The organism is Haladaptatus marinus, assembly GCF_051194195.1.
Map to the genome: position 1 here is coordinate 466,588 of NZ_JBLZNK010000004.1, position 15,562 is coordinate 482,149.

The 15,562-nt window shown below is 53.9% G+C and carries 11 protein-coding genes and 2 pseudogenes; 6 read left to right on the top strand and 7 right to left on the bottom strand.

Going from position 1 to position 15,562, the window contains the following annotated elements:
- Positions 1–398: 398 nt before the first annotated feature.
- Complete coding sequence (locus ACN2TU_RS16085) at positions 399–2,738, bottom strand: hypothetical protein (protein ID WP_435156759.1); 2,340 nt, start codon at positions 2,736–2,738, stop codon at positions 399–401.
- 580 nt (positions 2,739–3,318) lie between these two features.
- Between ACN2TU_RS16085 and ACN2TU_RS16090 the strand changes: the two are divergent.
- A pseudogene (locus ACN2TU_RS16090) lies at positions 3,319–4,014 on the top strand (nucleotide sugar dehydrogenase); the annotation flags it as partial.
- Between the two features lie 6 nt (positions 4,015–4,020).
- Here the strand turns inward: ACN2TU_RS16090 and ACN2TU_RS16095 are convergent.
- The 3 genes from ACN2TU_RS16095 to ACN2TU_RS26960 form a co-directional block, all read right to left on the bottom strand.
- Positions 4,021–4,938 (bottom strand): NAD-dependent epimerase/dehydratase family protein, encoded by a 918-nt coding sequence (locus ACN2TU_RS16095; protein WP_435157055.1) that lies wholly within the window; start codon positions 4,936–4,938, stop codon positions 4,021–4,023.
- 742 nt (positions 4,939–5,680) lie between these two features.
- Positions 5,681–6,616: a glucosamine inositolphosphorylceramide transferase family protein gene (locus ACN2TU_RS16100; protein WP_435156761.1), complete on the bottom strand. Its 936-nt coding sequence runs from the start codon at positions 6,614–6,616 to the stop codon at positions 5,681–5,683.
- A 364-nt stretch (positions 6,617–6,980) separates the two neighbouring features.
- The gene (locus ACN2TU_RS26960) at positions 6,981–7,313 is read right to left on the bottom strand and encodes a DUF8112 family protein (RefSeq protein ID WP_472850208.1); all 333 of its coding nucleotides are present in this window, start codon (positions 7,311–7,313) and stop codon (positions 6,981–6,983) included.
- A 686-nt stretch (positions 7,314–7,999) separates the two neighbouring features.
- Here ACN2TU_RS26960 and ACN2TU_RS16105 point away from each other — a divergent pair.
- Positions 8,000–8,233, top strand: coding sequence for a hypothetical protein (locus tag ACN2TU_RS16105; protein ID WP_435156763.1), 234 nt, complete (start codon positions 8,000–8,002; stop codon positions 8,231–8,233).
- Positions 8,234–8,268: 35 nt separating this feature from the next.
- On the opposite strand, the gene ACN2TU_RS16110 is transcribed toward ACN2TU_RS16105, so the two are convergent.
- The gene (locus tag ACN2TU_RS16110; protein ID WP_435156765.1) at positions 8,269–8,556 is read right to left on the bottom strand and encodes a hypothetical protein; all 288 of its coding nucleotides are present in this window, start codon (positions 8,554–8,556) and stop codon (positions 8,269–8,271) included.
- 398 nt (positions 8,557–8,954) lie between these two features.
- On the opposite strand from ACN2TU_RS16110, the gene ACN2TU_RS16115 reads away from it, so the two are divergent.
- Positions 8,955–9,197, top strand: coding sequence for a hypothetical protein (locus ACN2TU_RS16115; RefSeq protein ID WP_435156766.1), 243 nt, complete (start codon positions 8,955–8,957; stop codon positions 9,195–9,197).
- Entirely contained in the window at positions 9,194–9,931 is a 738-nt protein-coding gene (locus ACN2TU_RS16120; RefSeq protein ID WP_435156767.1) for a hypothetical protein, read from the top strand. The genes ACN2TU_RS16115 and ACN2TU_RS16120 overlap by 4 nt, the downstream gene beginning before the upstream one ends.
- A gap of 325 nt (positions 9,932–10,256) precedes the next feature.
- Here the strand turns inward: ACN2TU_RS16120 and ACN2TU_RS16125 are convergent, their stop codons facing one another.
- Positions 10,257–10,838 (bottom strand): DUF8170 family protein, encoded by a 582-nt coding sequence (locus ACN2TU_RS16125; protein ID WP_435156768.1) that lies wholly within the window; start codon positions 10,836–10,838, stop codon positions 10,257–10,259.
- Positions 10,839–10,959: 121 nt separating this feature from the next.
- On the opposite strand from ACN2TU_RS16125, the gene ACN2TU_RS16130 reads away from it, so the two are divergent.
- Entirely contained in the window at positions 10,960–11,370 is a 411-nt protein-coding gene (locus tag ACN2TU_RS16130) for a helix-turn-helix domain-containing protein (protein ID WP_435156769.1), read from the top strand.
- A 140-nt stretch (positions 11,371–11,510) separates the two neighbouring features.
- A pseudogene (locus tag ACN2TU_RS16135) lies at positions 11,511–12,331 on the top strand (IS5 family transposase).
- A 280-nt stretch (positions 12,332–12,611) separates the two neighbouring features.
- On the opposite strand, the gene ACN2TU_RS16140 reads toward ACN2TU_RS16135, so the two are convergent.
- The gene (locus tag ACN2TU_RS16140; RefSeq protein WP_435156770.1) at positions 12,612–15,389 is read right to left on the bottom strand and encodes a PEP/pyruvate-binding domain-containing protein; all 2,778 of its coding nucleotides are present in this window, start codon (positions 15,387–15,389) and stop codon (positions 12,612–12,614) included.
- Positions 15,390–15,562 lie beyond the last annotated feature (173 nt).

Genomic DNA, 15,562 nt, shown 5'->3' on the forward strand with positions numbered 1-15,562 from the left:
AGAATACTCATGAAACTCTGTCTCTAGTATTCTCTAGAATAGTTCTTAGAGTGATATTAATATATAGTTTTTGAATAATTATTGCAAATATACATTTATATGTATTAAAAATAATTATACACAAATTAAAATATTAATTATTATATAATTTTAGTTATGAAAGATAGAGCAGATTTCATTGATTCAACCACGATACTTACCGGAACTATTGAAAATTTGAAGTTATAGGTTGGGTAATAGGAGGAGCAGATTGACACCTTTCAGGACAGTCAGCGTACCCTATACACAGTTCAATGAACTCATCGAACGTTGCTTGTTCTCTAAGGACGGGATGTACACCTGTAGTCGGTTCCTTCTCTTCACGTCCGTTTTAATCCTTATGGATGCTTTGATAAATATCATACGGAGCCTTCGAAGACAGCGTACCCGATTGCTTCCGGGACGTGATCCGTCTCATTATCTGCGCTTCTTTCTTCCTCAACTTTGACATCGACGCCGGTACTCGTGAGATTTTGATAGCGCAGGTTTGCCGTGTCCCTACCGTTGAATGTTTGCTGAGCGGCAATAAACTGGGGCGCTTCGTACTCTTGTTGGAAGGTAATGCGAGACCATTGGTTGGTGAAGTTTTCACCTGCTTGTAGTACCTCGAATGGTGTGCCATTGAGCTCTCCCGTCGCTTGTTGGAGTGCAATGTAGCCGACCGTCTCGGTTACATGTGCCCCTCTTGCTTCCTCCTCTTGGAGTCGTACCTCAAACGAACCGTTTGAGACGTTTCTTAGTCGTGTAACAATGGGGTCAGCACCGTTGAACGTCTGCGCCTGCGTAAGGACTACTGGTGTTTCCATACCAAAGAAGGCCTCCAATGAAACGCTAATGAAATCTGTCTGGACGGATACGGTTCCGGCTTTCACCCGATAAGAAGTACCGTCGCCCAGTTGTATCTCGCGCTCACTCGGTTCCATGGAGAGTATATGGAACGTTTCCCCTTCGTGCAGTCCGTCCTGGTATGCCCATTCTTCGAGTTTATATTCGAAATTCCCGTTCGCTACATTTCGCAAGCGGACGTGAGACGGACTGCCACCGTTCAAAGAGTGTGGCTTCGCGATGGCGACATTATTCGGTTGCACGACTGCTTCGGCTTGTTTCCATTGATCTCTGGGTATTTGTCTGTCTGAAGTAATAGTACTCGTCATGAATATACTCTCAGCACCCGGATTGTACACCTCCCCATCGACGGTCCAGGTCGCTGGACCCTCCGCTTCCGTCGAGACGATACCGCCGGTCACGTAGAACGCGTACGCCTGTCCTGCTGGAACCGTGCCAGTGGCGACCTCCGCATTCGGTGGCCGCGTCGGCCCGTCGTCCGGTCCCCATTCAGTTGGTATCGTCGCTCCGTTGGTGCCCGCCGGAAGGGCATACTCGCCAGCGGTGATCTGATACGTCGTCGGCGCACTATTGCCCGTGTTATCAATGCGAACCAGTTGCGATGGCATCATCGGCACCTCACCAAGTGGTGGCGGACTCGGCAGTGGCGGCGTCGTATCTGGTGGAGTGGGATTCCCGTTCGTCGTCATCTGATTCTCGATGTACGTAGAGTTGGTTTGTGGACCACTACCCCCGATCACGCCGGAAACCGTCCCCCACGTGTCCGGCTCCTGTCCGATGTAGACGCCGTACTCCGAATTGTGGTCGTTGGTGATGTGGACGTCCTCGAGTTGGAGGTATTCGAGATTCGCAGGTGTGCCGTCGCTCATCCGCCCCTCATACGTGTAGATGGCGTCGTGATTCTTCGTCGAATTATAGCTGATACGAACGTTCTGAACGTCGATGCGCTGGCACGGCGTCGGTGCCGTGATTGCCCCGCCGCAACTGCTGTCCAGATAGCGGTGGTAAAAATCGCTGTCGGCGATGAGGAGCGTGCCGTCGTACGTGTTGATGCCCGCCGACGAATTCGCCGGGTCGGTGGCTTCCGCGTTCACGCCGCGTTGGAGCGACCCGCCCGACCACGTCTGCCGAGGGTGGCGGTCGTTTTTGATCGAGACGCAGTTACGAACATCGGTAAATCCCCCGAGTCGCATCCCATTCTGCGTGTTACGAACGAAGCAGTTCAGAATTTTGAGCCGCCCTTCGGGTTTTTTGGCATAAATCGTGTTCTCGCCCCAGCTTTCGAACCAACAGCGATTGAACGTCAACTCCCCCTTCGCGGATTCGACCAGTATCGCGCGCCGATTGCTCGCTTCATCTGGTTCGCATGACCCTTCATGGAAGTAGCAGTCCTGTAAGAGCCCGCGCGTGCCCTCCGCTGCCGACAACCGAAAGTAGGTTCGAGCGTCGCCCGAGGTGTTCGACCCGGCATTCGAGTCGGTGGCTGCTCTCACCTTCCCACGGGTGATGAGTCGTCTGAACTCCCAGTTACCCGCGCTGGAGTTCATTCGCACGAACGGCGGCACCGTTGTGTTCCGCATGTCGAGCTCGAAGCCGTCCAGCACGAACCCGTTCGAGGACACGTCGATCCACCGGATGCTGTCACCTGACTGACCGGGAACGAGTCGGGCACCGTCCGGTGCGATGAGTTCGAGGTCGTTCGTACCCGATTGCACAACGAGTTCGTTGAGTCTGTACGTCCCTGGTGGGAACACGATGGTCGTATCGCTTCCGACGAGGTCATCGAGAACAGGGTCGATGGCATCTGTTCCGGTGTCGTCCGCTCCTTCGTCGACGATGTTATAGGTCGGCATTTACGCATCCTCCATCGACGAATGTCGGAAGTCACCGTCGGCACTCAAGTATCTACAGATGTCCTCGAATGTTTGAAATTGCTTGCCATTTCGAGGTGTCTCATGTTTTTCCCAAACGGTAGTGTCATCTGCATGTGTTTGCTGAACAATGCTTTTACTCGAAACCATACCTCAATTATCACAATCAACAAGAATTGTTATGAGGTGTTTGAAGGTAAATATCAAATTTTCGCACCGGTCAATGACACCATAACAAAGTGAGTTCGCTTGGTTTATCGGCAAACTATTCGAGTAAATGTTTGAGTATCACAGCAGTAGTTGACTGCATTCTATGAACCTCAGCATGCCCCGATGGGGATCACAGATGATGAACAAATACTCCATTAAAACAAAATAAGTAATTATTTTACAAAACCAAATTCACATCTGATCTCAATTCTATTTTTTGGCTCTATTAGAAATGTGGCCTATGCTGCTAAACGGACGACGCTTGCACTTTTTCTCCAACCGGTCTTCCGCTTCTTCTTGATATTCCGGATATCCAACATCGATCCGCCATCCATCGAGATGAATCGCGTCGGTCGTTGAGACAGGCATCCGCGAAGCCGAGATGATAAAGTACGCCAACAACGCGTTTCTCACGACAAAAGACAGCCTCATCAACGAGCTCGGTAATATCTGCAAGGAGTACAGTGTCGATTCGTACGAAGTTGCCGACGCGATCGAACTTGATGACCGAATCGGAGAACGATTCCTACGAAGCGGTGTCGGCTGGGGTGGTAGTTGCTTCCCGAAAGATGTCGCGGCACTCATCGCAGCAGCACAGGCGAAAAACTACGAACCAGAATTGCTCCAGGCGGCAGTCGAAGTGAACGACAAACAGCCACAACGATTGCTCTCCCTCTTGGAGAATCAAATCGACATCACAGATGACCGAATTGCGGTTCTTGGTCTTGCGTTCAAGCCCGGGACAGACGACATCCGAAACTCACGTTCTGTCGAGGTCATCGAGGAATTGCAGGCAAACAATGCAGAAATCGTCGCCTATGATCCTGTGGCATCCGAAAATATGTGTGAACGATTCCCTAACATCGAATATACTTCGTCGTCGCCTAAAGCACTGGACGATGCTGATGGTGCAGTAATTGTGACCGATTGGGACGAATTTGCTGCGTTAGAAGACGAGTTCGACTCCATGGCCAATCCGGTCGTAGTGGACGGTCGACGGATTATCGACAATCGAGACGGGATCGTTTACGAAGGACTCACTTGGTAATCCGACTTATCTATACTGCCGACATACCCGCTCGATACCTTCTTCAAACCCAATCTCCGGTTCCCAGCCAGTTGCCTCATACATCGCTGTCGTATCGGCCATCGTGTCGTGGACGTAGACGTCGTCCGAGAGCGGGTTCTCGACGTATTCCGGTTCGATATTTGTTCCTAACTCGTCGTTTAGCATTTCCACGACCGTGTTGAAGTCGTAGCTCTCGCCCGTTCCCAGGTTGTAGATTCCCGTCAACTGGTGTTCTGCAGCGAGTTCCAATCCCCGCACGATGTCGTCCACGTGCGTAAAGTCCCGTGTTTGGGTGCCGTCGCCGTAGATCACGGGCGACTCGCCGTTGGCGATGTCGTCAGCGAACTGCGCGATGACATTGGCGAACTCACCTTTGTGTTTTTCAGCACCACCGTAGCCCTGATACACCGAAAAAAACCGCATGCCGGCCATGTGCATGTCATAATGGTTGGCGAAGTACTCAGCGTAGCGTTCACGTGCGAGCTTGGACGCCTCGTAGCCGGTGTTGACTGTCACGTCCATGTCTTCGGGCGACGGTTCGGTTCGGTTGCCGTAGATGGACGATGTGGAGGCGTACACGACAGTCTCACAGCCATCGTTTCGAGCTTGTTCAACGGTATTGACGAACCCTTCGACATTCACGCGGACGCCTTTTGTCGGATTCTCCTCGTGCATTTTGTACGACGACAGTGCAGCGAGGTGGAATACAACATCTACATCGGTCGGCAAGTCGTCTTCCAGTACACTTCGTTCGTAGAATTCAACGGCATCGTCGAGGTTATCGGGAGTCCCGAGATAGCCGTCATCAACTACGATGACGTCGTTCGACTGTGCAAGGTAGTTCGCGAGATTCGAGCCTATGAAACCAGCTCTCCCCGTCACGAGTATACGTTTGTTTTCTATGTTCCGATATTTAGAGCAGGCATACTAAAGTGATGTTATCATGTCACTGCTGGTGGGGCGGTTCAAGCGCGAAAGTTGCCGATCTGGTGTGTCCTTCAGATGCCACCCCATGGTTTTTTGGAACCGCTCGGTGCCTTTCCTGACCAGGTATGGGAACCGTCGAGCGAGGAACAACCCGATCTTCGCATACCAATCAGAAATTTGAATAGTACCTCGACACAGCGGAGGACGAGATTCCCACAGATGAGGACGCCTCGCCCATCTCATGGTTCAGAGTGTTCAGTGTGTTGAGGCGCGAGCGCACATTAAGCAGCCTACTGTTGAAGGGCTAACTCTACGAAGTTGACGAGGAACTGCGGCTGCTATCACGACCTTGATGAGAGCAGATGTCCCCCGTTTCCGATGGTAGCTCTGTTTTACATCCTAAGTAATTGATAAAAATTGCGCTGAACCTTTTAGCTGAATTTGCAGAATCTGTACCCACTGTACTAGGAAATTAGTTGGTACAATTCCTGTGACTCTATTTTACGAGCTCGTTCTTGAGATAGTACTGTGTTCGAGGGAACACAGACAGGTGACTTCTCCCCGCACTAACTGACGGGGTTGTAGCGCTTGCAACCAAATAATGCCTCAGGGAGCGACCGCTTAACCTCCGTGTATGGTAACGTCAAATGGATGTACTGTGGCTCCCGTTCACCCTCCGCCTGAAGATGGAGGGATGCGCTAGCAGTCGATAGCAAGCCTACGGGGACGCGGTGTACATCCCAATCGACCAGTTGCCATCGCCATACCCGTCCACGGCACAGAGCCAGCTGTCGCCAACATACCAGGGGTCAAATTGATGCATACGGTCTGCATTCCAGTCCTTCGAGAGTGATATCGGGAGGTAATTATCGGCTCGGTCGGCAAGTCCAAATTTTTCGGTCCAGGCAGTTCCCGTGACAACCGGTTTATCCATCGCAGGGGTGTCGACATAGGTTGATGGAGAAAGATCCGTGATCTGATAGGCCCAGACCTGGTTCCCGTATTCGACGGTGATGTCCTGCAGAAACACGAGAACATAGTCGTCACGGACAATCGGTCGTCCCGCCGGTCGTACTGCGGTTTTTCGACCGGTTACGACGGGATTCTCCGAATGTGGTGTCCAACTGTCCGATACTAGCTCATCGCTATAATATAGATACAACTCTCCCCGCAGTTGCCCGTCGGACTTGTTGTTACCGACGAGCAGCCACCATCGATCTTGCCACCGGAACAGTACGTGATCGTTTTCACCGTACGTCGGGGCGTTCATCTCGACGACTTTTTCCCAACCCGTAGGAAAATCCGTCGCGCGGTAGAGGTTGATAACGTCGTTTGGGTCGCGACCATCCTCGGGTGACATGTAGTATTCGCCGTCCCATTTGAAGACATACGGGAACGAGAGGTGGTATCCAGGATCGAGTACGATCTGGTTGTAGTCCCATTGCCGACCGTCCTGGCTGATTGCATGCCCAATCTTTCCATATTCATCAGCAACGAGAAGCTCGAAAAAGAGGTGGTACGATCCATCTTCGATGAACAGGAACGGATCGGCGACAAATTTTGCCTCGGTATCGCTGACGTCGCTCGGACGGAGAACTGGATTCTCAATATTCGGCGCTGGCGAGACGTCGAGTGGATCGCTGGGCGTTTCCATATATGGATACGTAGGGATATTCGATCCGCTGTGAACCGTTTCTGCCTGAAAATCAGATTCGGGCGGCGTCGATTTCGTCAATGCTGTGCATCCACTGAATGCTGCCATCGACGCCGCAGTCGTTTGCAAAATGCGTCTTCGTGATGTATTTATCGACCTCTCTTTCTCATTAGCGTTTACTGTATCCCTTGATTCCATAGCTACGGATAAATAATAAGATACAAATGAGACTTTGTTATGATGCTAGTGCTCGAAACAAGCTTGGCCTACTACGTGAAAATATATCATTAGTCACTTATTTTATCAATTATGTGAATATAATCTTCGAAGATGGTCAATAATTAAAGAAGTATAAGACGAATCTTTATCCAACTACTTTCACATCGGTCACGCAGAGCAGCGAAACTTGTGTTGCAGCGAGTGATATCACACCTAGCCACGCACGAGCAATGACATCTGTCTGGGCGTCGGTTTGGTGGTTGCTTGGCTCTGGCTCGCAATCACCTGCACAATACACGCCTGTGATAACCCACTCAGTGCCACCACCCGATTGGGAAGTATAGATCGTGATTTGGTGACCATCGTGGAGTTTCTGCTGACACTCTCCGTTCATACACTGAACGGTTCCTGGTTCCCCGAGCCGATGTCCGTCGAGTACCTGCGAAATCGGTGCCTCTGTGATGAATTCGCCTGGCATGAAGAGAAGTGCAGGGTTTATTGCCGGATACGAACAGGCGTGTCCGTTCGCATCCACTCGTTATCCGTGGTTCTCAATTCAAAGTCGTCACCGCTCACATGAGCGGTAACTTGGGTCTCCTCGAGCACTGAGTCATCACCATGCCAGAGGCGTTCGGCCTCACTTGGAGTGAGTCCTGTCGCGATGCACGCACACCGAAACGCTGTGTAACTCTCCGTATTGCTGGCGAGCTCGTTCAGCGCTGTCCGGGTCGTCCGTGATGGAGTGTTGCACATCGAATCACCGGCACCTGTAGCAGACGACGCCTTCACCGCTCGTGATGCCATCACACTCGGGGCAATTTGGTTCGTCGCTAAAATCCATTTCGCTCGGCAGTGTTGCGTTTTCGAATTGGTTACACTGCTTGCAGAGTCGCGACCGTGGTGTGGGACAGCCGCACATCTTGCACCCCATGGGTTAGTTGGCCTCCTGTTCGTCGGAATACTTTTTACTAGCGCATGTCGTAGTTTGCATTGGTCTTCTGCTCCATTTGGAAGACCGGTTCCCGGGTGTCATCACCACCCGGGACTATTCAATGTCCCTGTGGGAACCGCTCTTCCTCACCTATTGCTAATAAGCAATAGGTGTTAAAGATTCCTATTTCCCATTAGCAATGGGTTTTTGTTGAATCGGCTGAAAAGGCAGGCATGGGTCGAGAACGGAATGAGAAGGGTCAGTACACCGAACAAATCAGTCAAAAAGATGTCTTAGGGGCATTCGAAAAGGCTGAAGATGAGGTGTTATCTGCGCGAAATATAGCGGACTATCTCGATTGTACGCGGCAAGCCGCAGATAAAAAGCTTCGAGAATTGCTGGAAAATGGATCTGTAAAGCGGATTGAACTTGGAAAGCGAAGTGTTGCATGGCGACGTACTAAATAAGTGTGAGTACTGTCATAAGCCAATGTCAAACGGTTCTAAGACATCTCTGATTCTAATTTTTCAGCATCTAGCTCTCCGGAGAGATACTTCCTCCCTTTATCCGTAATTTCGTAATATGTCTCTGTTTCATCCGCAATTTTCACCAATCCATGCTTTTTCAATGGATCTAATGCGCGCAAGACTGTGCGTCTAGAAACATCTGTTTGCTCCTTATGTGAGAGGTTATAATAGATAACCCCCGATGGGAGTGCATAGCCAGTATCAGCAAGTAATTCAAGTACCGGGTCGGTTGCCTTATTCATCCATGATGCCCGGTTTCTCATGACATCCCGTCAATGCTCCTTATTATTACACCCGTCGATTCATAGAACGATTGTCACAATATTGGGCCATTATGGCACTCTACTGTGACAACTTTTATTGGAGATCAAAATCATGCAAAGAGTAACGACTGTGCGACGGGTTCGTCTATCCTAAAACTTGGATGGACGCGTGCTTCCACCACGCGCCCATCGTGCGGTCGTTAGGAACGAAACCGCATGACCCTCTACACGAAGGCGGGACTAAAATGTCCCGTCCAGCCACAGCAGCGTCTGCAAACCATTCAATTCGCTACAAGAGACCTCCAGCCACCAACAAAGACTGATTGCAGAAATCGGCTCCCCACCGTTCATCGACCCACTGACGAATATCATCGCTCCCCTGCAGGGGGTGAGACTCGATGAGCGAATCCCGCGATCCGACCACTGCCACACCACTCCCCGACTGCTCGGTCAAGACGCATAACCCAGAGACCACATGGCGAACCACCCACGTCAGTGACGGCCTGCTCGCGTTCTACGAACCGTGCCGGTTCTGCTTTCCTGATGGCAAAATCGATGTCGACACCGTCGTCCGTAGTGGCTGTCACGGCAACTCTCTCCATCGTCCTGCAACTGATTCAGCGGAGGAGACTGACCGATGAGCCAGTCGACCACTTCCATCGATACGCTCGTCGACCAGCTCACAGACCTCACTGAACGCGTCAAAACACTCGAACGCGAACTCGCCGCCAAAGACCAACGCATCGACAGTCTCGAATCTGCACTTGAAGCAGAACACGCACGAACGAACAACCTCGAAGAGCACGTCATCGAAGTAGAAACACAGACCGACCATCTTCAAACTGATTTAGAGCAAGAAAACGAGCGCAACCAACGCACACGCGCCTCCCTCTCACGGATTATCAACGACGTACGCGAGTATACCAGTGAAGACGGCAGTAGCGTGGACGCCAATTCCCCGAACATTGTCGCCGAAGCAGCCACTGTCGGTCAAGAACTACACGACACCATCCAACGCTCAACCGAGAATGGGAGCCTGCTCGATTTCACAACCAAACGTCCCGCAAACAGTAGCATCCATGAGAAATACCTCCACGTCCTCGGACGAGCAGAGGAGAAAGCCCGGGAAACTGGCACCCAAATCGTCTTCATGAATTACCGCGAGGTGGCCACACACTACGGCTGTGCGTACACGACTGACGGCTATCGTGTAATGGAAGAGATGGCAGATCGCGTTCCAGGTGTTGACTACGTCGATGGCCACCTCGCCAATCCGGACGTGGACGCCACGACCAAAATCGACAGAAAGAGCATTCGCGTCGAGTGGAACCATCCCGACCTCCGTGGGTGGGTTCGCGCCCACCGGGAGGGCTGATTACAATCTCGTAATACGGGGGGTTCGGCGAACCCCTCGCGTTCACCACTCCATCAACTATCAGGACGAAACTTCCACCGACGCCACCCGCTGTACGTAACGGTCGAGTACTGCTGAGTGCGGTCTTTTCTGCGGTCTATCTGCGTGAGAACGGGGGAGCGCAGTCGCGCTCCCTCCTTATTATGATGGTGTAATCGTCCACTTGGAGTGACGGTTGTGTTTGACGGTGTGAGAACACCTGCGGTGAGACAGGCGTCGTCATATCGTGTGCCAATGTACGAACGGAGTTTTTAGGGATAGAATCGTCGATGACTGATCCGAACAGTCATGGAAGTGTATCAGTACAGTTAATGAGGTCGTCTTCCGTCGCCCACTCACAGAGACGACCAGCAGTCGCAAGCATCTCAAAAATTGGCGTCTGCATCCCGCTATATGGGTGTTCAGGATCGACACTCGTCTCGAGGTCGTCTGCATCAAGCGTGTCGTATTCACGTTTGAAGACATGTGTTTTCATAAAGTACTCCTCAAGGGCGGTGAAGTAGCCCTGCTCGACGAGAAATCCCCCACGAGCATGCTCGGCGATACCGACGATGACATCCGTGTAATCCGCCAGGACGCGGAACTTCATGTAGGTGTTCGTCCATTCGCTCCGGATATCCACCATGAGGAATGCGTATGTGTTTGTTCGACGGTTGAGGCGATCCTTCACGAGCTGGAGACGGCGAATCTCAGGACGTCCGTAGCTTCCGAGAACGAAATACGCGTTCTCTGTTGTGAAGATCGGCGAAAGTTCGGCAACATTGTGTTTAAGCGCCTCGTATTCCTTTGGCGAAAGTGAATGGTCGTAGAGGTACTCGTCAGCCTTCTCGGTGAGTTCCTCAACGGAGACGTCAGATTCCTCGGCCATTATTTATAACGACTTAGCTCTCCGTCTTCAAGGTTGCTAACCGAATCGGTGACCGATACAGTCATAGACGATGTGGTTTTGAGCGAAACGCTTTTGCACGAAGTACTCATAGTCTCATGTAATGAGTGCTTCAGACCAATCACCAACCGATCTCGACCGTGAGCGTAAACGGCTGAACGTCGTTACGCAGGAAACACGGTTCTCCTTGATCCAAGATATTTTGGGCCATCCAGCACAGCTACCGACGCTGAAGGAACTCGACTACGTGAATCCAAGCAAGAGCCAGACGACAATCCGCCAGCACCTTCAGCACCTCAGTGACGTGGACATCGTCGAAGAGGTCGTGCTCTCGAGCGACCGACGGCAGAATGATCTCCCGTACAAATTCTACGGGCTCAGTGACGAGGGTCGGCAATTTCTTGCGGCGCATAAGCTACTGCGTGCGGAGGAGACGCTCCACACGATCTATTCGCAAGTTGAGAAGACAGACGCCATTCAGCGGTATGAGGACGCACCCCGACCCAAACGTTGATCTTTGGAGTGGTCTCAAGGGAATTCTGACGCACGGCTGATTGATATCCCTCTTGCACTTAATCGCGAGGATTCACATAGGGAGTTTGGTCTCTGTAGAAATTCTCAGAGAGTTACAGGTACGTCCGGTAGTGTGACCGAATGCAGACCCTCCCGAAGTCGCAGTTACTCCGGTTTGTTGAGCAAGCGCTTCACTTGGCCCGGCGAGCTGTTGCTCGTTACTCTTCGAAGTTCTCGAAACAGCGGTACATACTCTACCAGCACATCGTTTTACTCTGTCTCAAGGTGCGAAAGAATACGACGTACAGGATGCTGCTCGACGAACTTATCGAGATGCCCCGGATTCGGAGCGCCATTGAACTTGAGGAACTCCCTTCTCCCTCGACGTTGTGTAAGGCGTTCAATCGGCTCGGTATGACGGTTTGGCGCGTCCTGCTCAACCTCTCGGTCACACTCCTCCCGACTAACGATGTCGTCGGTATCGATGCCTCCGGCTTTGACCGAAGTCACGCCTCAAAGCACTACACAAAGCGAACGAAGCTGACGATTCAACAGTTAAAGTTACACTTCTGGTGGACACGAGATCGAATGCTATCCTTGATCTGCATGTGACAACGACCAGAAAACACGACGCACAGATCGCACCGTCGTTCATCAAGCGGAATACCGGGAATATGGCGATTCTCCTCAGCGATAAGGGATACGACGACCAGAAGGTTCGCGCATTAGCCCGTGACGCTGGTGTTCGTCCCCTCATCAAGCACCGAGAATTTTCGTCGCTCGATAAGGCGTGGAACGCTCGGCTGGACGCCGACCTCTACGGGCAACGTAGCCAGAACGAGACAGCGAACTCCCGTCTCAAGCGGAAATATGGCGCATTCGTCCGATCTCGACACTGCTGGAAGCAGTTCCGTGAACTCGTTGTCAACTGTCTCACTCACAACATCGACAAGACACTCTGAACAGTGGATATAGATAAACAGTAGAGGGAAACCGGTCGAATATCTCTGATTCTTGGCAGAAGAGCCGTGAACGACTCAAAGGATGTATTCAGCAAGCCGTCGCCGTTCATGTCACATTCTCCTCGATAAAACGGGTGAGTGTAGCACCGTGACCGAGCGTAGTTCATACACTGTGCGTTCACAAACAGATCCGCTATCGAACCCATCGCGAATTCAAGCCAAGGACCGATGGTATCTATTGCAGCACCGAGAGCGATACTCTCTGTTCGGCTTTCCGTCATTAGACGTGTTCTCCGTCGCCGGTCGCCGGCTGGCCGTCGAGCACCTCGATCGTACCACTGATCCCGTCAATTCGGATGCGTTGCCCAGTTCGAATCCGCTTCGTCGCTTCTGGTACGGAAACGACGGCGGGCAGACCGTACTCCCGGGCGACGAGTGCACCGTGACTGACGGCACCACCAACTTCCGAAACCAGTCCGGCAGCGTTCAGGAACAGCGGTGTCCACCCCGGATCAGTCGAGGGTGCGACGAGTATCTCGCCGGACTCCACCGTCGCAGTCGACGGGTCACGGATGACGCGAGCCACCCCTTCGACGACGCCCGACGAGACGCCAGTTCCTACCAGTGCCCCCTCGGGAACCATTTCGCGTTCCGTGTGGCTACGAATGGCTTCACCCTCACTCGTCAATACAGGTGGCGCGTCGAATTCGATGTGCCGTGCGTGTTCACGGCGGCGGGCGGCGATATCGACGTCGACGTGCGCTCCATCGAGCGCGTCGAACAGTTCGTCCCTGTGGAGATACCAGACGTCGCCCTGTTGATCGAGGTGTCCAGCAGCGACGAGCGCCTCCCCGGCGTCCAGCAGTGCCGTTCGCCACGCTGTGAACGCCCGGGCGGCTTCCTGCTTTGGATACTCACGGAGGTAGATCGTGTCGCGGTAGGTGCGGATGAGCCAGCGGACGTAGCGGCGGCGAAGCGGCCCGAGCAGCCCGTGATCGGCGCGCCCTTCGAGACGTGCGGCGGCCAATTCGGCTTCATCTTCGAGACGCCGAATGCGTTCACGGTGGTCACCCGATGCCTCGTCCGCCAGGTTTGCCCGGACGACGGCGAGGAGCATCGATGGGTCCTCACGCCAGCGCGGCCTGCTGAGGTCGATTTCGCCGGTTCCACGGTGCCCGAACTCGTCGAGGAAGGTCTCTAACGCCTTGAGGAAGCGCCCACCTCCTTCAACGTCCTTGAGGGCCGCGAGGGAGGCGCCGTCGCGGATGGCGGTGGCAACCGGTGGGTGTTCTCGGGCGACGTTGGCGAGGTCACCGAGGCCGAGGTTGATGCGAGTGACGACGTCGCGTTCGAACCCTCGTCCAATCGCGTTCACGTCCTCCGGGTGGTCAGGGAACTTCCGCTTGAGCCACCCATCGAGCGCGAACGCGAGGAACAGCGGGCTGATTCGCGGGTAGACCTCCCGAAGGATTCGTCCGATGTCGATGGCCTCGAACACGGCGCGAGCCCGGGCTTCGGTGGTCGGACCGGCGGTGACCCCTCCGAGGAACAATTCGCTTATGGAGGCCCAGGACTCGTCGGGAATGGTCCCACGACCGGCCAGCGCACCGAGGACATTCCGACCGATGCGCGGGACCGCGGGGCCGATCAGTCTGGCCAACCGCCAGGCTGTCACAACGTATCCCGGCAACGCACCGATCGTAACGCCTCGAGACTCGAACTCGTCGGGCTGTCGAGAGACGATATCTTCGAGACCGGCGGAAATGGGTTTGTTCACGGCGGCGATTCGTTCTATCAGCCAAGATTGCGTATCGGTGTCCCGCAGAAACAAGGTGACGTCGATGTAGACCCGACCCCCTGCCTCGACCGTCGGGTTGCCGAGGGATACGTCGAGACCCGCGGTGGAGAGCGCGTTTCCGGTGTAGGTCCGCCAGACGTCACGGACGAGCGGCGGCATCGCCTCCGGCATTGCCTGCATGTGGCCCATACTGACGTAGACGTGGAGACGGTCGTCGACCGGTGCTGGTGACGGACACGGGAACAACGACGTAATCGGACGAGACTGCAGGAGGACGAATTGCCCGTCTGCGAGCGCCCACTCTATATCTTGTGGTGCGCCGAGTAAGGATTCGGCTCGCTCGCCGAGCCCGACGAGGGTACGAAGTTGGTCGTCTGTGAGCACGCGCGACTCTCGCCGGTCCGGCGGCAGTTCGACTCGCCTGGTCCCGTCCTTCTCGGCGGTTCGCGTCTTCTCGGGTTCGACCGCTCGGGTTCCACCGTTACCGGTGCTGCCCCTGTGCAATTCGACGGCGACCGTCTTCGTACCGACCGTGTACTCCAGCACTTCGTCGGTACGTTCGTCCACGAGCGCGTGGTCTGGCGTAACCTCGCCAGCGACGATGCTCTCCCCGAGGCCGAAACTCGCGTCGACCGACGAGACGTGTCGGTTCCCGGTCACGGGGTCTGCGGTGAAGAGGACGCCCGCGGCCGCCGCGTCGACCATCGGCTGCACGACGACTGCCATCTCCGCGTCGGCGTGGGCGATACCGTTGCGCGCCCGATAGGCGACCGCCCGGTCAGTGAAGAGACTGGCCATACAGTCTCGAACCCGGTCGAGGATGTCCTCGCTCGCTACGCCGAGAAACGTCTCGTGCTGTCCGGCGAAAGACGCGCTCGGCAGATCCTCGGCCGTGGCGCTCGACCGGACGGCAAAGGAACCGGCACTCTCGAACGATGACACTGCATCGGCAACCGCCGCCTCGATGGACGCACCGAACTCCCGACTTTCGATCAGCGACCTGAGCTGAGCAGCGAGAGGGGCGAGTGCGTCGGTGTCGTCCGAATCGATCGCGTCGAGTTTACCGATCGTCTCCCGAATCTGCGATGAATCGGCGAGATTCCGGTATACAGCGGTGGTGGCGACGAATCCCCGTGGCACGGGGAGGCCTGCCCGTGCCATCACGGCCAAGTTTGCTCCTTTTCCACCGGCGACAGTAATATCGTCGGCTCCCGCTTGAGGAAACCACCTCACGGCGCCCCCATTCAACCGCTCTGCCATCGTTAGTACTGATTTGTTGATACGCGTCGAGCAGTCATAAAGATAAGCACATTTCCGCTCTGTCCGAGGGAAAAAGACGGGCGGCCACACTAACGCGATGTCGGCCCTATCAATGATACCGGAGGAATGAAAGGGTATAATCGGCGCCTATTACAGGATACTCGGGACTACGA